This is a genomic window from Paenibacillus glucanolyticus NBRC 15330 (assembly GCF_004000885.1).
GTDB classification, from domain to species: domain Bacteria; phylum Bacillota; class Bacilli; order Paenibacillales; family Paenibacillaceae; genus Paenibacillus_AQ; species Paenibacillus_AQ glucanolyticus.
The window spans coordinates 82128-102835 of the sequence record NZ_BIMC01000015.1; the positions used below are offsets into that span (position 1 = coordinate 82128).

Sequence of the window (20708 nt, forward strand, 5' to 3'; positions counted from 1 at the left end):
TATGGGTCTCGCCAAGCGGCATAAGGACTATATGATGTAGCTATTTCTTGTAAGCGAAGAATGGCCATTTAAGGTATTAACACCTCTTAAAAGGGAATTGTTAATGCTTTAAATGGCCTTTTTTGGCTTCTATCACAACCCATTTGAGTATTCTCCAATGAAAGGAAGGATTACATGAAGTATTTGTCTCAAGAAACGATTGATATGGTCAAGAAGGTATCTGTGTACGAACTCGCAGATGTATTGGGGTATGATCTTAGGAGGTCCGGAAACCATTGGAATCTCAGGTGCCCGAACCCAAATCATCAGGAAAAAACACCGGATACTTATATCAAAATTTCTACTGGGTATTATAAGTGTTATGGTGGAGGTGGCTGCGGACCCGAAGGTGATGCAATCAATTTTTACAGTTGGCATCACTTTGAAGGTTATGATTCAAAGAAAGATTTTTATCGTTCAGTTGAGGGAATAGCGAAACTGATGGGGATCCCGGTTCAATATCGAGATGGTACCATCTTGATGGATGAATCGCGACCTACCTACGTCCCAAGGGACAGACCCAAGGTCCCCGTAATTCCGGCTGCTTCTGCTGATGTCTGTGATCGAACCTATCGAAGATTCTTAGATTTGTGTCCCGTTTTTGATGAACATTTAGACGAATGGCTTGGATCTAAACGTCAGTATACACGAGAACAAATTGGTGCTATAGGTCTAAGATCCATTCCTAAAACACTGGACCATGCAAAAAAAATTGTTGATACACTGATATCCGAAGGTTATCAAATTGAGAGAGTACCTGGCTTTACTCAGTTTCTTAGGAATGGCGGAAATCCTAATCGCGAAGAGGACTGGTTTTGGTTAATAGCAGGTAAGGGGAAATATTATATTCCGGTACGCGATGACTTGGGACGAATTATTCGTCTTCGCATCAGAACAAATTACGATAATAAGAAGAAATATGTCTGGTTCTCTTCAGCTCCTGTAAACGAAGGAGATTTTATCAGAAGAGGAGGAGCTGAATCGGGTGCGCCTATTAATGTTGTACTCCCTTCAAAGGTTATGGCCATCTGGGAACCAGGAACTGATATATCTGCAATTTATAAAATTCAGAAAGCACTTATTATTGAAGGAGAGCATAAGAGTTATATTTCAGCGGATCGATTAAATATGCTTGTTTTTGGTATTCCTGGGGTGGGTAACTTTCGTGAGGTGCTCCCACTACTTAAAAAATATGGGATAAAGGAAGTTGCAATCGCGTATGATATTGACGCGTTTCATGATGAGAAAAAACCTACCGGGAAAAATGAACAAGTATTTAAACAACTTGTTAACTTGGGAAAACAGTTAATCAGTGAAGAGGGCATACATACCGAATTATGGGCCTGGAATCCGAAGGACGGTAAAGGATTGGATGATCTTCTTATAAATTTAAAATTTCCTGTTGTTACGGATCTAAGAACAAACGAACGACTACCATTTGCAATTTAAGTTTTGATTTTCTTAAACAATGAATGAGTAATTATAAAAAAAGGGCGAAGCGCAGTGCTCCGCTCTTTTTTTATATCTTTTTAAAGGAGAAGAATAGATATGAATTATTACACTATAAAAGCAAGAGAACATGAAAGATTGTTTTCAAAAAAAGCAAAAGAAGGCATGATGCTTACCACAGGAAATGGAAAAGTGAATTTCATTGAGAGTATCACCAACAAGTATGTTTTCTTTAAAACTGAACAAAGCAAAAATCTAATTAAAGTTCCACGGGAAAAAATAAGAAGTGCTATAGAGTATTTACTCTACAGAAGAGCGGTTACACGAGAGAAGTTGGGTGATTTCTACAAATTTAATAGTTTTCTCATGGGGTTGCTCCGTCAAATGTTCGTACATTTGAGTGACCTAGCCAAGATGAAAAAAAGTTTAGGTAAGAGAAGCATCATGCGTTTAGTACTTAAAGGTACACGTTTTTATTTCGCCGGAGCTGATAGAAGTCCTGGTGATCTTGCCATGATACAGCAGCATGGAGGACGGTTTGTATTGTTCTCTTATTGGAATCTTCGAACGGACAAACACGAAACATGGAAATATCACATCAAAAAATTGGGTTTAAAGGTTCTTTTAGATTCTGGTGAATATAGCATGCATCGATTACGAAAAAGGATCGATGTCGTCCAAGATCGATTGCAAACTATGCAGGAAGGGACGAGCAATTGGTCAAAACAAATCTCTGAACTACGCAAATTAGAGGCTAAAAGCCAACATCCTGTGAGAATAACGGATTACGCAGAGTTTATCTTAAGACATCAGTCTGTTTTGTTTGATGTATTTAACCTAGATAAAACAGGAGATCCGGAGGAATCAATGTTTAATCTGAATTATCTGTATAGAAGAGGGATCAAGGCAATTCCAATTTGGCATCCACAATCCCCCATGGATGCTCTTGATACTCTTGTAAGGGATGGGAGGGGGTTTGATGTCATCGCGATTGGTGGCCTATTAAGCCTAAAAGAAGAAGAGAGGCACAGAATAGTGAACACAGTCATGGAGCGTTACGGGGAGCATCAAAATTTTCATCTCTTAGGCTGCAGCAGCCCCCTTATTTTTAAAGGGGAAACTTTTCAGTGTGACTCTACTGGGGCGCTTATGGGAAGAAGATACATGACGGTTATAACTGAGCATGGTCATATAAAAACAGATGAAGTTTACCCTGAACAAAAATGGACAGAAGAAAAATGTCTTGCTTTCAATATACAAAAGTTGTCTAGTCTTGAAGATTATCATACTACTCAGCAGCTAGAGATACTAATGCCACCGGCGCTAACATCGGAAGCAATTACGTTATTCTAATTCTAGGAGTGATTAATTTGCAACAGATATTAGATACGATACTGAATACACCCTCATATATCTTAATTGCTATTACTTTGGTAATCGTCATTATTTTTGCACGAAAAACCATGAGAATCCTTCGGAAATTCGCAAGTATAGCTTTCTCGATACTTACCATCTTCAAGCTATTACATATGCTGAATTTAATGGACATACTGAAGTAAGACCAAAACGAAAAAACTCCCCAGTCTATATGAGGAGTTTTTTCGTATTTGTTCCTTTGGGCTACTTGATCATAACTCACTTGTTATCAATGAAAGAGATGTATTCCGCCGTTTTATGTTTCAATTTATAAGAAGGATACTCCATCCCGTCTTCAAAAACAAACAGAGATCCCTTCATTAGAAGAGACCTCCGTTATCCGTGCTTTGCGCTCTTGGTCACAACCCATTGCTTCCAAGGAAGTGCGAGCAACCGATGCAAGGTTGCTATGTGGTTATTGTAAATGATTCACAAGGTAAACGTCAAATTTTTCTGCGTTTATGTTGTTCAAATGAAATTATCTTGGCTTTTGATGGTGTTTTGATGGTTTGGGGATAAATGTGTTCATCTGCATATGCTTGTTGGTCCTTCAGATTTATATAATGTTCTTCTGCAGTGTTAGCCCATTCCGGAATATGATCCTCTGTAAATGGACGTTCAGGAATTGTAGGACAATCGAATACTGGCATTCCTTGCGTTCCGCGTTTCAAAATACGATCATACAACTCTTGTCGTTTTTCACTCTCCTTTTTCCATACATCTAAGATGACCTGACCCATACGCTGATTTGGAAATAGTTGAAACCATTTGATTCTCGGCTCTACCTCACCGTAATTGGCGAGGAAAGCCCTATCAATTTTTTTATATGTTGCCCCAGAAGAGAGCACGGCTTTCATTAAATAATAGATACGTCGTAAGATAAATACTTGTGCAGGAATGAGGAAGGTAGACCATCCAGAATACCAATGCTTTAAATCGTTCAAATAAGCCATAATAACAAATGATAGAGTAAGACCAAAAATATATCCTGTTATTTCTGCTGAGAGTTTCGGACCAATTACTTTTAGCAGATTCGGCCGTTTTTCAGGTGTAAATGTTGTGTAATTAACGTTATTAAAGATCCGATTGCGAAAATGATCTACATTATAACGATATGTATAATCAAAGACCTGTGCTCTTCTCGATTGATGAAAAGCCTGAGGTGGGAAGATCATGTAGTACAAATGTAATGGCGATATGTAGGGTGTAGCGTTCCATCTTTCAACTTCCATATCAATGTGTCTCTGACGGATACTTGAAGCAACTTCTACATATAGCCGCTTAGATCCGGTAAAAAAGATCGTGACAATTAAAGCACTGAACACTAATATATTTGTACTAAAAAGAGAATACAATTGATGAAGATTAGAATTGTAATTTGTAAAAAGCTGAAGATTTGGGAAGCTTTTTTCGATTATAAATGCAATTGGATAGGTAGCGATTGTAAGACCACTTACCCAAAAAAGCAAGCTTGAGAAATTAAATTTATTTTTCGTTTTCACTGTTATCACCTCTACAGTGATTATAGATCGGTGTGGAAGGTTTATACAATTTTAGAATGAAGAAAGTGGAAATGTGATCACGAATATGATACATTCGTGATATAACATTTTAAAAACTTCTCGGCGTCAGGCGACATACCGAGTTTTATCTTAGAACCACGATTTAAATGTGTCTAGTAAATGACATTGTCATTTCTTTGCCCATTTATCGTGGTTCTTTTTGTTATGTCGCTTATCAATTAACCACAAATAGGGAGGGAACGAGAATGAAACTACGTGCAAAAATGCCTGTTAAGGCCACGGAGAAAAGCTTGAGAGTATGTTTAGAAAGTGTTTATCGACAATGGAAGAGCAGAGCTGGAGAAGTAAGAAAAGCTGAGTTGACAGATGATGGATGGTTTGAGATTCTCATAGGACCTAACCTTCATCCACAAGAATTTGGATACATCGAGCCAGCTAAGAATCCCATCTCACAAGAGGGAAATATATTTCAAGTATCCATAATAGGTAGTACCTCAGAGAAATTAAAAGCTATCTTTCAGGAATTATCAATGAAGATTATAGAGCACGAAGTAGAAAGTGGTTATATTTCTGAAGTTTTATTATGCAGCGGTGAAGGAATTCAGTTTCAATTGGTTGAAGCAGATTGGCAGCCAATGCAGTCTGGAATGAATCATTTAACTCAAGTTGGTTCTCAAGCGGCGGTACCTTTATCTGAAAATGAAATAAAACTAACTTCAACAGATAGAAGTACAGTAACCCCTCCAACAATGTCCTCATCTCTTTTAATCATTGATGCAATGAACTTATTAGCAAGATGTTACTGGGCAACTGCTTATTCTAAAGAAGAGCATGAGTTAATGAAGTCTTCAAAAGGGAAATTTACGAATGCGATTAAACCACTGACCGAGAAGTTGGTTAAAATGATTCGTAGATTTGCACCTACACATATCGCTGTAGTATGGGATCCACCGGGAGGCCGATCTACATTGTGGAGACGAAGATTAGCAGATTTTTATAAGGCAAACAGAGATAATAAAGAAGATCCAGTACCATTTAAGGAGCAGATAGAGACTGCAAAGTCAGTGTTTCGTGCCATGAACATTCAGCAATTCCATGTAGATACCATGGAGGCAGATGACCTAGCAGGCAGCTTATCTAAAAGGTGGTCTACAGAGATTAATGGTAATTGTCTACTCTGGAGTAACGATAAAGACTACTTTTAATTGTTGGACCCAAATATCGTTCAATTAGTAGAAGATGAGCCATTTGATCTAAAAATGTTCATGCAGAAATATGATGGGATAACACCAACTCAATTTATAGACTACAAAGGTTATTGCGGTGATACGAGTGATAATATTCCAGGTGTTACCGGCATTGGGCCAAAAGGTGCAATTGAATTATTAAAAACATATGGAAGTATGGAAGCAGCAGTATCCGAGATAAATAGGAAAAAAGACGATCCAAAACTTAAGGGGGTCGAGAAAAAACTTCTCATGGGATCGGAGAGCGGGTTGTTGAGCCGGGAACTTGCAACCATTTTACTCGATGTACCGGAAATGAAGGCAGTCGCTTGGGAGGATCTTGCCATTAAGATTAATCGTTCAGGGTATCTTGAGATGATGGCTGAATTAGAAATCGAAGTAAAAAGTAATGCTGCTTGAAGCCCAGAAATTGGGCTTCTTCTCATTTCGTAATGAGCGAAAGTAGCAAGTAGTGTATCTAATAAGAATCATTATCTTGTAGCAGGTGATAAAGCAGGAAGTAAGCTTGACAAAGATACTAAATTAGGTGTTATGGTACTTGACGAAGATACATTTTTATCATTGATCAGTATCAAGGACGACATGGATCAAGTTGATAAATTTGTAAATTAAGTGCACTAGTGATAAAATATTTTTAGATACTTTCATTTTCTGATCCTGGCCAAGCGGCGTGAGGATATTCCGTAAACAATGCACTTCATAAGTGATCAACATCATTTTAATGATGGATTGATTATTCTATGAAGTGCATTTTTTGTTTTTCGGGCAGAGAAGGGAAGTGTCTTTTTTACTATCCCATTATTCCAAGGAGTGAATGAAAATGTCCAAATCTATTAAACCAGAGGTTATGACGAGAAAATTAGCTGCATTAAGAAAAACCAAAGCACGTTACATCAATGCTAACAAAATGCAGTATGCACCTGATGATAATGTAGAATTTGATTTTATGATGCACCTTTATCTTATGCTCGGAGCATATGAATCAGACATTATTCAAATTAAACAAAATGCAGCTGGTGTTCTTAACACACCACAGTCTGACGCAGAAAAAAGAATATCTCTTCTATTAAATGAAGCGGGGTTCACAGCTATGGAACTAGCTCGATTAGAATCATTCGATTTATTAAATCAAAGGTCTCTTCTGATACGAGATATACACCGTCTAATGAAAGTATGTATGGTTGTTACCGCAAGAACTGAGGTTGTTATATGAGTAAAAAATGGTTTACTCCTCTCCATTGGTTGGTTTCGCGCATAGGCGAGATGGATCCGATTGAGGTTGAACAATTTTTGATCAGACTTGCAGAATCTGCAGATCCCCAAATATTAAAGTCTGTTTTTGAAGATGAACTTATTAATGATGGATATTATGATGATGTTCGCTCAAGCGAGTGGGAGAAGACATCAGAGATGCAGTGGGTCTATCGTGTGACGGATACTAGGTTCGATGTGCTGGATGTTGTGAACCATAAGCTAACAGAGGATGGACGAGGGGTTTATCGAATCCGTCTTGTGGAGGTTGAACTAAGCTCTTATACCGAAGAGCAAATTGCAAAGGAAATCGAAGTACATGGTTATACAAACGAAAAACATGTAAGGACTATTTATGGATCAGATACTAATTATATTATCGCTCAATGCATAGCAGAGAATATTGAACCATCTTCAGATGGTCCTGAGTATACAAATCTCATAATGGTTGCTGATGTGCTTTTTCACGAGAAAGGAATTAAGACAGATTGGATTGAATCGATTGCTGTTTAATTCTGAAAGAATCACAAAAAAGAGTCGGGTAAAAAACCGGCTCTTTTTTCATTTAAGGAACTGAATTTTCATCAATGGAATTATTAATACTTGTAATAAAAATAAAGATAACCAAGTTATTAATTATAGAAAGTCTATAAATATCAACTTTCAATTTAGAAATTGCCATGGTACTATAATCACATATATAAGGGGATTTTGGGTTCTGCCATACGGCAAGGGCCATTAGAAAGGCACTTACACCGGTATGTTTGTTCTCACCTTTAAGGAGGGACTTTCTCAAAAGAGAACATATATGTGAGGGGTGTCTTTTTTTATATTCATTCCTTGTTTAGAATATAAAGAAAGGGGTTATATGGGTAGATAAAAGGCATTATTTTGAAACGCAATGCTTAATAGTCTATGGTATAATACACATGCGGTGTTAGCTTGGGGAGGATAAAAAGAGTGATAAAGAAGCATTCAAAGATACAATGGTCTTCATTGATGGGGGAAGAGGAAAACGAGTTTCACGTTCGCTTTCAATTTTCTCTACATAGAAAAATGGATTATAGTTTACTACTAGATGAATTTCTAAAGCGTCTTCAGTCAATTAAAGAGGATGGTAAAAGAATAGTATCGATCGAGATGGAAGTTGAAAATATAGCAAGACAAGACAATGAAGTTATATTCGATTTCTCCATTAATGCATTTTTTGAAGGTGAGTGTACAGAAGAGTGGGCCCATCGAAATATTGAAGCAGCCCTGAAAACTTCACTTGTACCTTTCAATTGGATGAGAATCGGCCGGCGGTAATTTTAGGAAGAAGCTCTCTTCCATATCAAGAAAGCCCTAAACATCCCGCATGGTTAATTAGTCTTCATAAACCCCCAGCGCAGCTTGATGCAAGCTGTGCTTTTTACATTTATTATGGAATTGACATATAGATTTCACTAGTCAATTTTTTTAATTCATGACAGAACAACTTTGTTATTCTCATAATCAATATGATGTGATATAATAAGACGCATAAATTACTTTTACTTTATTTTTTGTCTCAGGCCTGGGTCATAGAGACACTTTCAGAGATTAATTCCCAACACCTATTTTTTAAGGTGACCAAATTCTACTTTTGTAGGCATTCTATTTGAATGGATTGGTCATGTTAAAAAGTGGGTGTTTTTTGCTTTGCTCACTTTCACAACCCAAACCACATTCAAGGAGGAATTTAACATGTCTCAACGTGAACTTGCTATTGCCATCTCCCGCATGCAGCGCAGAAATGCTGCTAAAAACAGGCTGGTAATCATTACTGGATCTGTTTCTAAGTAATTATCATTTCACCTAAAAGAGATGCACTTTTGGGTGGGCATTCAAGAAGGAGCGAGCGACTAATGGTTGCTAGCTCTTTTTTTCTTATCATTAGTTATTTTGGCTCTTCGGATTTAATGGTGGAATGATCAATTGACGTAATCCATTATTTCGTGAAATTGGTTATTAGCGAAGAATAGTAGACTCATTTTGCGCAGGAAGGTGGGAGAAACGTTGGATACTCTATATGAAGAATATTATTTAACCGATGGGTTCGGTAAGTCACTTGGCTATTATAACACCTATGACGAAGCGGTGAACATTTTAAATGTCAATGGTTCCGGAAGAATATACGGGGCGCATTGGATGCCCTCAAAAATCATGGGATTGTTGTGTAGAGTGTGGTCGGAGATAAAAATGTAATCAACCGGATGTGACTGGAAACTGAATCATCTGTTTCCACCATTAAATCCGAATACCCGTTATTTTTAATAATAAAGGAGAGTGGATTTTTTATGCCATTGACTTGGGTGGATCCAGCTATTTTAGTGCAATATCGCGGGCTTACCGTGTATTACACTTATAAGAATGACGATATTAACAATCAATCAGAAGTTTGGTTTTCCTTGAATGATGATGGGACGGACGCCTTCGATGTTAGAGATCTTCCGGTGCCTGATTACATTAGTGAAATGGATTATAAAAAGATCGTCATGAACGCAATAGACCAAGGGAATTTGGCAGAATATATTGCCCTTCTTGAAAAAGGATCACTTCAAACCTTGATTATTCCGAGTGTATGGACAGATCTCGAATTTCATCTTCTACTTGCATTTGCTGATAAATATAATAATTATATTAAACAGGCTAATCGTGAGAATGAAAATTTAACTGGATGGAGACCGGTTATGATGGATGAATTTTACGATACTTACTTCCGTACTTATCTTATTGACTTGTTGGTTTGAATAATTGAATCATACAGTAAAAAGAGCAATTAGGTCGAGTTGATTCGCCTTTGCTCTTTTTATTTTGAGGTGAATCATTCTGATACTAATAACATTTAAAAATCCAGAGAATGTTTAGCTCTATAATTTTGATTACAGATTTCGGCCATGTTGATAGTAAACTTTTTCTAAGAGGTGAAGCACCGAAATGAGTGATTCAGTTTTATTACAACCTTTCGCTAAAAGTGAAGTCCTTGTTGTTCAATTTATGAGAAAAACTTGGAAAATTGAATTTAGTGGCTGGGAACCTATGACGAATAACGGTAATGTTAATTGTTTATGTGGAACAAGAATTGATGGAGATGAGAGATGCCATGTGAGGATAAACGCTGATGTTATCAAAACAATTAATGGTGTTGTTTTTCATCAGGATAACATTTCAATCTAAGTTAAGGAGTGATTAAGATGCCAGACTATTATCATGCTTCTCTTGAAATTGTTAAAGCACAATACCCTACCCATATTTGGGATAAAATAAGTTCTTATATACCAGGTCATTTAGAGGAATGTGAGAACGTATATTGCTATTCAAATGGATATCTGATTAATGGAGAATTTGAAGAACTTGAAGAATATCTAGTACAAGAGGGAATACCTTTTAATCGGTCATCAGAGGGTTTCATGGAGATTTCACCTGAACGCCGTGTTTATAGACCAAACCTTATAGATCAGGTAATCTATCTTAACGAAGAAAGCGAAGCATATGTTACTACAAATTCTTTGCGAGTATTATTAAAAAGGGAACTTTCTCCTCATGAGATTCTAAAAAAAATAAAAGAGCTCTTAGATGAAAAGGATCCACAATATCCTGAGCTTAATAGCTATAAAATTTTGTGGAAAAAGGGAAACGAAATTCCATATGAACCTGACGAAACTATTTCTGATGAGGATGAAACCATTAGTGTAGTTGCTGTTCTTAAGTAGAATTAAAAATAAGTGTGGTTGTGCAGTTTCTTTATAGTAGAGACCTAACGGATCTACTACGTTAGAGATGTGCCTATCAACCCAGTTAAAAGTCGGACGCTGAGTTAATTCGTCCGACTTTTTCATGAATATCTTTAAATGAGGTGTCTATTACATGGAGAACGATGAAATTAAGATGGTTCGAAATTTAAGAACATCGGAGAAAGATGGACACACGAGGCTAATTTTTGAGCCGAGTGTTCTGGAAGAGGCGGGTTTCTCAATCTCCGATCGAGTGAATATCCGAATTGAAAAAACTTCAATAGTTGTTGTCAGAACGGAAGATGAGGATGCAGACGGGGTAATATCACGTCGTATGAGAGCAGGATGGACTCAACCTCGTCCTTTCTTTGATCGTGCGAATCGTAACATCTCTAAGGTTTTAAGAGCGCGGAAACGTATCGATATTGTCATTAAAGATGGTGAAATCGTAGTGACACAAGAACAAGAGACATTTGACGTGTGTTTTGTTTCTGAAGATACGTATCTCAGAGGGCATAGTCTTTCAAAAATCCGTCTTTTCAGTCTACCGTCTGGAGCTGGTATGGCTACATCTGCACTTGTACATGGTACAGGGTTATATGAGTCGGTTGGTGGTGTGGACGTTAGTCAACAAGCAATTGATACATTCAGGTACAATTTCACTTCCGGAGTAACCATTTGGGGTGACATTAAATTTATTAGCCCAGTTTGGATTAATGCAGCTGATGTGTGTTGGATATCACCCGATTGTACGGAGTACTCACTGATTGGGTCTAGAAATATTGGAACTACTTCAGGCCTTACTCCACATTATGCACGACTTGTTTGGGCAACAGGATGCCAAGCTTTAATTATTGAGCAGGTCCCGTCTTATTACCAAACCCGTAGTTATCATCAACTTCGATCATTACTTAAGGCAGCAGGTTTTGTACATTGGTACGAAACTTCATTGAACTCTTTCGATTTCGGATCAGTAAGTTCTCGTCCGCGTGGATTCGCTGTAGCAACAAAAGAAGAGACAGATTTCATGTGGCCAGAAATACCACAAATCCCAGATCGTTTTCGTACTACTGTTGGCCAAGTCTTAGGTAATGAATGGGAATCAGGGGGACAGTGGCATAAGATCCAGGGCAGTCCTATCGAAAAGATTCTCCAAAAAAACAACATTACAAATAACTTTAAATCAACACATACTCTTGTTGATCTTGAGTCAACAAGAATCAATGCGATTCTTTCTTCCTACCGTCGTACGAACGTAACCAGTAGCTACTTACGCCATCCTGATGGTGAGCACTTTCGATATTTCTCCAGTGAAGAACTTCTTCGATTCATGAACATTCCTTCCGAATTTATTTTTCCAGAATGTATCACGGAAACTCAACGGACGCAGCTTGTAGGTCAAGGAGTTTGTGGATTATTAGCACAGGCTATCTCTACTAATTTAGCTGTAGCCATTATGAGTAAACAGGTCAGCGCAACAACAACTGCACCGAGACAGCGAAATGATGATACTGCTCTCCTGATGAACAAGAAAGGGCAGTTAGAATTCCTATTTTAAAACATTGAATTTTTTGGAGGTATGGTAATGAAAACACCTATTATTCATCAATTTATTGGGAAATCAACATATAACGGAGAACGCATTTATATCGATAAAGCCCTACTCACCCAGGCAGGATTTATTCCTGGCACAAGATTTCGTACTGTTACAAGTACTGAAAACAATAAAATAGAATTTACAGTTGATCATGAAGGTGCAAATAAAGTTTCTAAGAAAGTAAGGAACCAGAACTCGATTCCTGTTATCGATAAAACCGGAATCGATATTAAAGGTGCTTTAAAAGATTGTGCACATATCAAGGTTACATTTGTGGAAGGCAGAGTGATCATAGAAGGATTGAAGAATACCGCTACGATCCTAAAAGAAAACAAACACTGCACTTCTGATGGTGAATTAAAAACCATATCTTTTTGTGCTGGTACCGGTATTAGTTCACAGTGTTTGATCGAAGCTGGTTTTAAAGAGATTGCTTCAGTTGAATGGAATCCTAAGGAGGGGAGCGAGCATAAATTCTCTGATATTTATGTTAGGAATCATCCGGAGTCCATAATGTTTAATTTACCAATGCAGCTACTTGATCCAAATGATCTACCATACGCAGATGTGTGGGTAGCAACTCTCGATTGCACTGATTTTTCAAAAGCTTCTAATGGTACTAAGAAGGAATTCCAAACAATGCATTTATTCATGCATTTAATGCGTTTGTTTTGGGGAAAAGAACAGTCAGAGAGGCCTGTATCCATATTATTTGAAAATGTAGGAGAATTTGAAAAAGTCGCTGGAGTGAGTCTAGAACTCTGTCTGAAAGAAGAAGGCTTTAGTGTTACTCGAACGAAGATCGACAGTCTCGATTATGGCAGTCGCACAAAAAGAGAAAGGTTCTTTATGGTTGCGTCTATCTTCGAAGGATTTTGTTTCCCAGAGCCTACTGGAAGGAATAAAAACTCAATAGAAGAAGACGGAGTTCTCTCAATAGATGAATTGGAGTGGATCACTCCTGATGAGAGTGATACACTTAAGTACTTTCTCACAAGGGAAGATAAGGGAATAACCCACAATCACTACATGACTATGTTTGACATTTCGAAAGACGCTTATGTTGGAACTATAACTAAAAGCCATCATAAAATACAACCAGAGAATTGGATCAAGCATCCGACAATTCCTAATAATTTTGCTTATTTAAAAGGAAATCACATTCGAGCTCTTCACGGCATTTCCGAGGATTACTATTTGGGTGATAGTAATAAGTTAGTTGTTGAGAGTATCGGACAATCTGTATGTCTTCAAACCTTTAAAGCAATAGCACAGAGACTTTATAAGTTTCTTTTGAAAAATCTGAATTCTTTAATGAAAAGAGATCAAGAGAACATTCATACTAATAATCATTTTCATAAGAATTTGATTACTGATGATATATTTACTATTGAAGACTCTGGACAACTAGCGATGCTTTAAAATATTACTAAAAAATTGGAGGTTTTAAAAAGCCTTCTTAATTTAATATCCAAGAACAATGTAAGATTTTTTGGTAATCTAAACATTTTCCATAAGAAAGAGCAGCCACCAAATGGGGTTTGACCAAGTTAAAATAAAGATAAAGTAAGACCAATTAAAATACCTTCAAGAGAATGTGTCCATTGTTGTAAGACATGGAGACAACCTTGGAGGTTTTTTTGTGTTGATAACAAGAGTTAGCTTATCCAGTGGTGAAAATGAATGCAAATGTGATGAACTTGGAACTGTAGAAGACATTTCTCGATTGGGCAGACCCAATTGGAAACTTGGATAAGGCAGTGGTATGGAAATGGTTGATGGAAGTTTACACCTGATGTAGATCAATATATAATTGTGTTAATCACATACAGATAAATTGAGGAAGCACCTCAAACTTATGGCTCTGTTGCCATGGTTTGTGGTGCTTTTTTTTGTGAAAAAGTTCTGATTATGTCAGCTCATTGAAAAATTAATTGATATCGATCTAGTAGCAGTTTACTTTTTGCCTATGAAATAGAAGGGGGATGTTTGTTCTCTTAAATTCATACCTTATTTTTTTGTATTAACTAATAGATTTAGCAGGTGAAAGGAGTTCCTTAAATGAGAAGAATGTTAGCAATCGTTTTATTGCTCTGTTTAGTAAGTTCATCGTTTTTTAGTTTAGTTGGCCATAGTAAGGTCCACGCAGATGGATCGAACAATTCCCCTATACTTACAATTACTTCATCAGGAAATAGAACAATAAACCTTAAGGCAGGTTCGAATACATTTACTATTTCAGGCAAGGTGTCAGATCCTGATAATAATAAAGTGACGGTTACTGCAATCGTGGGCGGCATAACCAAAAGTATATTTATATCCAATACAAACTTAACTAAGGATTGGTCGTTAACCTGGGAAACGGCTGAGTTGAACTCTGGTGCATATGCAACGATTAAGGTATCAGCTAATGACGGCATAGAAACCACTACCACAAATTATAACGGTACGTTAACCGTGGACAAGACACCGCTCTATTATTGGGATAAATACACCGTAAAAGAGAAAACACAATTTGAACTGAAATCAGGAAAACAAGAGACCGTTTATCAAGGAGACGTGTGGGCATACCAAAATTATAGTTTTGACAAAGATACTGGACGTTGGGGGGTCCATAATCCAAGACTGGTACAAGCGGGGGAATACGGATCATTTGTCCTTGACCGCTGGGGAACATTGACCTTTATCTCCTATTTGGGTGTTGTGTGGAATCCCAATACTAGGGAGAATGAATATGGTTGGTCGTATACATCCATGATTATACAGGAAGTATCAACCGGTGAAAAAATAAAAGATACGCTTCTAAATGAAAATATAATAGATGTTGATGGTACATATCCCGACAACGGACTGCATCAAGATGGTTATTGGTACGTTAAAAAAGCAATAAATAATCGTATTCCTGTCGTTACGCTAAATCAAGAGAGTAAGGTTATTAATGCGAGTACCACTGAGGATCTACAAATAAACGGCACAGTTAAGGATGTAGAAAACGATAATGTTCAAATCTCGGTAACGGTGGCTGGAATCACAAAGACCACTTCTGTTAATGCATCATCTACAGCAAGAGAATGGGTGCTCAGATGGACTAAAGGTGAGTTGCCTGAAGGAACTTTTATAGATGTCTTTGTAATTGCGGATGATGGAAAGGGTGGCGCAGTAGCTGCTGTATACGACAAAAACATTCTTATCGATAAAACAGGGCCATCTGCTCCAACTATATCGGTCAGTCCAGAAGGTTGGACCAATCAAAACGTTCAAGTTAACGTCACTCCCGGAATTGATTCAATCTCTGGAATAAGTAAAACGGAGTATAGTATCAGTAACGGATCCTGGCAGACCTATACTGCACCGCTTACGATATCAACTGAAGGGATCACATCAATCAAGGCACGTTCGATAGATGGTGCTGGCAATGCAGGAGCGTTACAAGCAGTCAAAACCATGATTGTTAAGAATCCTCCAACAACTCCTTCAATTAAATTGGATTCTGGCTCGATCTATAGCAAAGGATGGTATAAAGGACCTGTTAACTTTGACATATCGGGTAGTACTGGATATGGGAACATTCAATATGAATATAAAATTGGTGATGGTCCCTTTCAGAGTGGTACTTCAGAAGTGATTGACTTGGAAGGAAGAACATCAGTAACTGCAAGGGCAATTAATGAGGCCGGGATCGGAAATGAGACACAAGCTATTGTTCAGATTGACAAAACGGGTCCTACTGCGACATTAACGCCTAACAGTAGTGAATGGACTTCAAACTCAGTAAGGTTGAAGGTCGATGTAGTAGATGAATACTCAGGTGTTTCTCAGGTCAAATATAAGGTGCTACCAACACCAATGTTTCCATCAAAAGGATTTGAAGTTCTTGATGATGATGAAATTGTAATCGCGAATGAAGGTGAATGGTATGTTCACTTGTTTCTAGAAGATGAAGTAGGAAATCAATCTTTTTACTCATCCCAAGCATTCAAAATTCAGAGCCAACCGGCATCACCTGAAAACGTCAGAGCTACAAATGTGCAAGAGAATCAAGTTACTATCCAGTGGGATCTACCACAAGGAAATGTCTATACGGATGGTTATGTATACGAAATAAGGAATACCGTTACAGGTGCAACTTATAGCGTATCATATCCAGAAAATCAAATAACTGATTATAGTGTCGTTGGTGGAAGAACATATGAGTACATTGCGACTGTCAAAAATCATGTTGGCCAATCTTCAGCGGAAAGCATTTCGGTTCTCACAAAACCGGACGGACCGGAGCAGATGCAAGTGCAAAAAGTGGGCCGCGATTACAGTAAAGCACTTCTTACGTTTATACCATCAGTAGGTGCGGACTCCTATCGAGTTATCGTTAAGGACAGTGCTGGAAACAATTTGATCGATGAGATCATTAACACTAACAGTTATACAATCAATGGTTTGCTTGCAGGTTCAAATCACAATATTACTGTTCATGGTATTAATAGTACTGGACAGGGACCTGGTAACAGTATCAGTTTTTTATCTCTACCGGATACACCGGGAGGGTTCTCTGGTGCGAGCATTGAGGAGAATGCGATTACGCTAAAATGGCTCACAGTTACAAGTGCTACTTATTATGATCTGGAACGTTTCACGGATCTGATATATGAAGGACCGGATCTTGAGTTTAAAGATATTGGATTGGACTCTGGAAGCATCTACGATTACCAAGTTACAGCTGCTAATGATACGGGGGCTGGGGAATACGCTGAGCTAACTAACTTGATTACACTTCCAGCTAAACCAAGCAATGTACAAATTACTGGAGCAACTGAAAACAGTATGACCATGCAATGGGACTTAGTAACGGGAGCAGACAACTATCTTCTAGAATCAAACAGAGGAGATCGTGAGATTGTTTATTCAACCCAGCATACTTTCCAAGGGTTAGATCCGGGACAAGAGTACGAGTATACATTAACGGCACAAAACCGGAGTGGACAAGGGAAGTCCGTTAATATAACCGGTGTAACAATTCCAGAGCAGCCACATGGTTTAAATGTTGAACAAATTGAAGAAACGACTGCTGAAATAACGTGGAACTCATCGGCAGGAGCTGATAAGTATATGGTCCGGATAGAAGACAAGGAATATGAAGTTTCCGGGAACAGACTGCAGCTGAACGGACTTACGGGCAGTAAGTCATATCGTTTTACAGTATCAGCCGGTAACAAATCTGGTTATGGGGTATCTGCGGCCAGTGAATTCTTGACAAAGCCGTATGCACCTTCTGATTTATCTATTCAATCAGTAACCAAGGATGCAATAACGTTGATTTGGGAACAGGATGAAACCGCGATTGGTTACAAGGCCGTGATATCTGGATCAGTGGATGTAATGGATGTTTCGAAAAATGAAGTTACTTTCAAGCATCTTGAGCCAGGGAAGACCTATGGATTCGAAGTACGGACAATCAATGGATCCGGAGAAAGTATTCCAGCCAAGCTCTCGATAACCACCAAAACTCTTCCAGTAAACCCAGAAAGTATTATTGTTACGGTTGAAGAGGATCAAGTTATCATTGAATTTACTCCTGTGGAAAATGGGCTGGATCACGTTTTGATTGATGAAGTTGGATCAGAGATATGGAGAGGTACTGAGGGGCCAATAAAATTGTCTCCTGTAACACCAGGTAAAGAATATCATTACAGCATAGTAGTTGAAAATGAACAAGGTGTACCTTCTGACCCGTCCAAAGTAGAGTTTATCACCATCCCTTCAAGCCCGACCGGAGTAGTAGTCCAAGGGATAGGAGAAAACAGTATCGTGTTTGATCTTCGTGCCGCGAACAAGAAGGGTGTCGACTCGATAATAGTCTATCGAGACGGTGAAGAGATTCGCGTAATAAATTCAAGCGAAAATGCCTTTACTGATAACAATCTTGAGCCCGGAAAAGAATATTCATATGAATTTAAATCTCGAAATAAATCGGGAACTAGTAGTGCCGGGATATCTTTCGATGTACAGACTACACCAGGTGCACCCAACGGAATAAAAGTAAAAGGTGTATTTGAGACATCTGTCACGTTTGATTTGTCAAAGGCAAAGACACAAGGTGCTGATAGTATCAAAATACGTCGCAACGGCGAAGAGTTGAGAGTAATAGAGATTAGTGAAAAAGAGTTTATCGATGGAAGTCTTGAAGCTGGTAAGAAATATTCTTATGAGTTCTTGGCACAAAACAAATCAGGAACCAGTAAATCAGTCGCCTTTGAAGTAGAGACAAAGAAGATGCCTCCAGTTGCTGGCGGGGGCGGTAATGAATCGAGCAACGGTAATCCAGAAACCGGAAAAACCCCGAATCATGAGAAGCCGATTCCTGAAGAGATTAATGGAGACACATCTGATGGTGATGAAAAGGACAAACCAAGTCCAGGTAACCAGTCCTCATTTAAAGACATTCAGAATAGCTTTGCAAGAGAATACATTAATGAGCTTGCCAGTCGGGGGATCGTAAAAGGAACATCGGAAACCTACTATGAACCGGTAAGACCGATTACAAGGGTAGAATTTGTATCTATGATAGTTCGAGCCCTCAATCTCGATAGCACTTCACAAAAAGAAATGGAGTTTAAAGATATTAATCTCAAATTGTGGTATGGCAAGGAGCTGCAAGCTGCTTGGGATAACGATGTAGCCCATGGATTTAGCGACACGATATTTAGACCACATGATCTTATTAACCGGGAACAAGCATCTAAGATGCTTGGTAACGTGCTGAAAGCAAAGAGTGAGAACGGTAGCCCAATGTTTACAGATGACGATAAAATCGCAAGTTGGGCCAAAGGAGAAGTAATTGGCTTAAGTCTGAAACAGTTGATTACCGGTTACCCGGATGGATCTTTTAGACCAAAAGCTAATCTTACGCGTGCGGAGAGTGCAGCACTGATTTATCGGATGATTACTTTGGATGAAAATATTTAGTATTGTCTCATTGAGGATGAAGTTCTGCTGGTCATATAATGATCAGCAGAATTTTTGTGATGATTGATCCTGATATTGGTATAGACTTTTACGAACTCTGCAGCTAGTCAGCCAATTGGAAACACTTTTAAAATACAGAAGTATACTACCAAAACAGCGGCTCAATGAATATTGGAGCTGCTGTTAGTTTTGATTTTAGATAGTGCTTAGAATAGACAACCAAAAAGGATAGGGATAATTCCTCCAATTCCCTAAGTAGATTTTCTCTATAACTCGGCTGATGATACAATAAGGTTTATTAAGGAAAATTTGGGGGAAGCAAATGAATAGATTAGTCATAGATATGACCACGTTTGAGGAAACACATCGCTCATTTATTGAGGGTTTTGGAATTATGGGGAAGGAACATCTTATGCATGACTATATAATTGGCCGAGATAAGGAAGAACTATCAATTGCAGATTTCTTGTCTTATATCGGCAGAGAATCAGTACCTATTATAGATCAACCAATTCTTTTAAATTCTTTACATATTACAACCAATGACGATCGATGTTCCTCCATCCTGAGGACAGGTATTAAGGATCTTCAAGGAGCTGTCACAGAAGAAACTCCATTACGGAAATTTCTAAAAGAGAGAGGCATTACTATCGATGTTTCACAGGGAGAGCTCCATGCTGATGGCATCCATTACCCTTTGAATCGAAATGCGAGTGGTGCATCAGCTACCAATAACAATGCTCAGCTAGAATATGTCTCCTGGAAGCTGTTCAAAGACTTCCCGGTTTGCGGATTCATTTGCTCGCCAAATGTCCTCGCATACGGAGGGTATGTGGATCGAAGGCCGGAGTTCTTAAACAACCTAGCGAATCTCCTGAATCGACCCGATTTGGTTGAAGAATGGGAGACGGTAACCCAAACCCATATCCTAAAATTCGGACTCCCTCTAAGTAAATATGAAGCGCCCAATGAAAAGGTTGTAGTTGGCAATCTTCTTCTCAAAACAACTTACGATTACATATTCAATGGAGGTCCAGTTAGCGACGTTTATTCATTTCTCCCACCTCATGTTGAGGTTGATCCGGAAGAGATCTGTGCCATTTATAGTGTTGAGGAGTACCATCAAGCATCACTCAGTCTTAAACAAAATTGAAATTAGATGATCCTTGGAATCAGAGATTTCGTGTTGTATAATCATACTAAATGAATACCACAAATGAGGAAGCACCTCAAACTTATGACCTAGCGGTCATGGTTTGTGGTGCTTTTTTTGTCTTTAAGTTATTTAGTACCTCGAAGTGCATTACACCTTTTCCAGGCTTGCAAGTCAAAAATAATGCTGAATTCTTTGCTGAGATCTTGATTTTCCTTTAGTGTCAGAACATTGTCTGATATTAACGGAAGGACAAGGGCCTTCAAAACTCACATAATGTTATACCACATTAAGAGGAGGATAGAATTGAGATTATTG

Annotated in this window: 15 protein-coding genes; 14 read left to right on the forward strand and 1 reads right to left on the reverse strand. The window is 38.2% G+C overall.

Annotated elements, in window-relative coordinates; genetic code table 11:
- The first annotated feature begins 174 nt into the window (after positions 1–174).
- Positions 175–1488, forward strand: a complete 1314-nt coding sequence (locus PGL02S_RS20055; protein WP_063477484.1) for a CHC2 zinc finger domain-containing protein — start codon at positions 175–177, stop codon at positions 1486–1488.
- Between the two features lie 99 nt (positions 1489–1587).
- Positions 1588–2841 (forward strand): hypothetical protein, encoded by a 1254-nt coding sequence (locus PGL02S_RS20060; protein ID WP_063477483.1) that lies wholly within the window; start codon positions 1588–1590, stop codon positions 2839–2841.
- 506 nt (positions 2842–3347) lie between these two features.
- Here the strand turns inward: PGL02S_RS20060 and PGL02S_RS20065 are convergent.
- Entirely contained in the window at positions 3348–4406 is a 1059-nt protein-coding gene (locus PGL02S_RS20065; RefSeq protein ID WP_063477481.1) for a hypothetical protein, read from the reverse strand.
- A 266-nt stretch (positions 4407–4672) separates the two neighbouring features.
- Here PGL02S_RS20065 and PGL02S_RS20070 point away from each other — a divergent pair, with 266 nt between their 5' ends.
- The 12 genes from PGL02S_RS20070 (at position 4673) to PGL02S_RS20125 (ending at position 20390) form a co-directional block, all read left to right on the forward strand.
- A complete protein-coding gene (locus tag PGL02S_RS20070; RefSeq protein ID WP_063477480.1) occupies positions 4673–5632 on the forward strand; it encodes a PIN domain-containing protein in 960 nt (319 codons plus the stop codon).
- 3 nt (positions 5633–5635) lie between these two features.
- Positions 5636–6073, forward strand: coding sequence for a 5'-3' exonuclease H3TH domain-containing protein (locus PGL02S_RS20075; protein ID WP_164762883.1), 438 nt, complete (start codon positions 5636–5638; stop codon positions 6071–6073).
- A gap of 421 nt (positions 6074–6494) precedes the next feature.
- Positions 6495–6887 (forward strand): hypothetical protein, encoded by a 393-nt coding sequence (locus PGL02S_RS20080; protein WP_063477478.1) that lies wholly within the window; start codon positions 6495–6497, stop codon positions 6885–6887.
- On the forward strand, positions 6884–7438 hold the full coding sequence (locus tag PGL02S_RS20085; protein WP_063477477.1) for a hypothetical protein: 555 nt from the start codon (positions 6884–6886) through the stop codon (positions 7436–7438). The genes PGL02S_RS20080 and PGL02S_RS20085 overlap by 4 nt, the downstream gene beginning before the upstream one ends.
- Before the next feature lie 447 nt (positions 7439–7885).
- Complete coding sequence (locus PGL02S_RS20090) at positions 7886–8233, forward strand: hypothetical protein (protein WP_063477476.1); 348 nt, start codon at positions 7886–7888, stop codon at positions 8231–8233.
- Positions 8234–9243: 1010 nt separating this feature from the next.
- On the forward strand, positions 9244–9696 hold the full coding sequence (locus PGL02S_RS20095; protein ID WP_063477474.1) for a hypothetical protein: 453 nt from the start codon (positions 9244–9246) through the stop codon (positions 9694–9696).
- A gap of 187 nt (positions 9697–9883) precedes the next feature.
- Complete coding sequence (locus PGL02S_RS20100; RefSeq protein ID WP_063477473.1) at positions 9884–10123, forward strand: hypothetical protein; 240 nt, start codon at positions 9884–9886, stop codon at positions 10121–10123.
- Positions 10124–10140: 17 nt separating this feature from the next.
- Complete coding sequence (locus PGL02S_RS20105; protein ID WP_063477472.1) at positions 10141–10659, forward strand: hypothetical protein; 519 nt, start codon at positions 10141–10143, stop codon at positions 10657–10659.
- Between the two features lie 154 nt (positions 10660–10813).
- Positions 10814–12238, forward strand: a complete 1425-nt coding sequence (locus PGL02S_RS20110; protein ID WP_063477471.1) for a DNA cytosine methyltransferase — start codon at positions 10814–10816, stop codon at positions 12236–12238.
- A 27-nt stretch (positions 12239–12265) separates the two neighbouring features.
- Positions 12266–13699 carry a DNA cytosine methyltransferase gene (locus PGL02S_RS20115; protein ID WP_063477470.1) on the forward strand — a complete coding sequence of 478 codons (1434 nt, stop codon included), beginning with the start codon at positions 12266–12268 and terminating at the stop codon, positions 13697–13699.
- Positions 13700–14338: 639 nt separating this feature from the next.
- Positions 14339–19237 (forward strand): fibronectin type III domain-containing protein, encoded by a 4899-nt coding sequence (locus PGL02S_RS20120; protein WP_127502927.1) that lies wholly within the window; start codon positions 14339–14341, stop codon positions 19235–19237.
- 322 nt (positions 19238–19559) lie between these two features.
- Positions 19560–20390, forward strand: coding sequence for a hypothetical protein (locus tag PGL02S_RS20125; protein ID WP_127502929.1), 831 nt, complete (start codon positions 19560–19562; stop codon positions 20388–20390).
- Positions 20391–20708: the final 318 nt, after the last annotated feature.

What these genes read in the sequence shown, in the direction of transcription:
- PGL02S_RS20055 (WP_063477484.1), top strand. Translation starts at nt 175, where the DNA reads ATGAAGTATTTGTCTCAAGAAACGATTGATATGGTCAAGAAGGTATCT.
- PGL02S_RS20060 (WP_063477483.1), top strand. Translation starts at nt 1,588, where the DNA reads ATGAATTATTACACTATAAAAGCAAGAGAACATGAAAGATTGTTTTCA.
- PGL02S_RS20070 (WP_063477480.1), top strand. Translation starts at nt 4,673, where the DNA reads ATGAAACTACGTGCAAAAATGCCTGTTAAGGCCACGGAGAAAAGCTTG.
- PGL02S_RS20080 (WP_063477478.1), top strand. Translation starts at nt 6,495, where the DNA reads ATGTCCAAATCTATTAAACCAGAGGTTATGACGAGAAAATTAGCTGCA.
- PGL02S_RS20085 (WP_063477477.1), top strand. Translation starts at nt 6,884, where the DNA reads ATGAGTAAAAAATGGTTTACTCCTCTCCATTGGTTGGTTTCGCGCATA.
- PGL02S_RS20095 (WP_063477474.1), top strand. Translation starts at nt 9,244, where the DNA reads ATGCCATTGACTTGGGTGGATCCAGCTATTTTAGTGCAATATCGCGGG.
- PGL02S_RS20100 (WP_063477473.1), top strand. Translation starts at nt 9,884, where the DNA reads ATGAGTGATTCAGTTTTATTACAACCTTTCGCTAAAAGTGAAGTCCTT.
- PGL02S_RS20105 (WP_063477472.1), top strand. Translation starts at nt 10,141, where the DNA reads ATGCCAGACTATTATCATGCTTCTCTTGAAATTGTTAAAGCACAATAC.
- PGL02S_RS20110 (WP_063477471.1), top strand. Translation starts at nt 10,814, where the DNA reads ATGGAGAACGATGAAATTAAGATGGTTCGAAATTTAAGAACATCGGAG.
- PGL02S_RS20115 (WP_063477470.1), top strand. Translation starts at nt 12,266, where the DNA reads ATGAAAACACCTATTATTCATCAATTTATTGGGAAATCAACATATAAC.
- PGL02S_RS20120 (WP_127502927.1), top strand. Translation starts at nt 14,339, where the DNA reads ATGAGAAGAATGTTAGCAATCGTTTTATTGCTCTGTTTAGTAAGTTCA.
- PGL02S_RS20125 (WP_127502929.1), top strand. Translation starts at nt 19,560, where the DNA reads ATGAATAGATTAGTCATAGATATGACCACGTTTGAGGAAACACATCGC.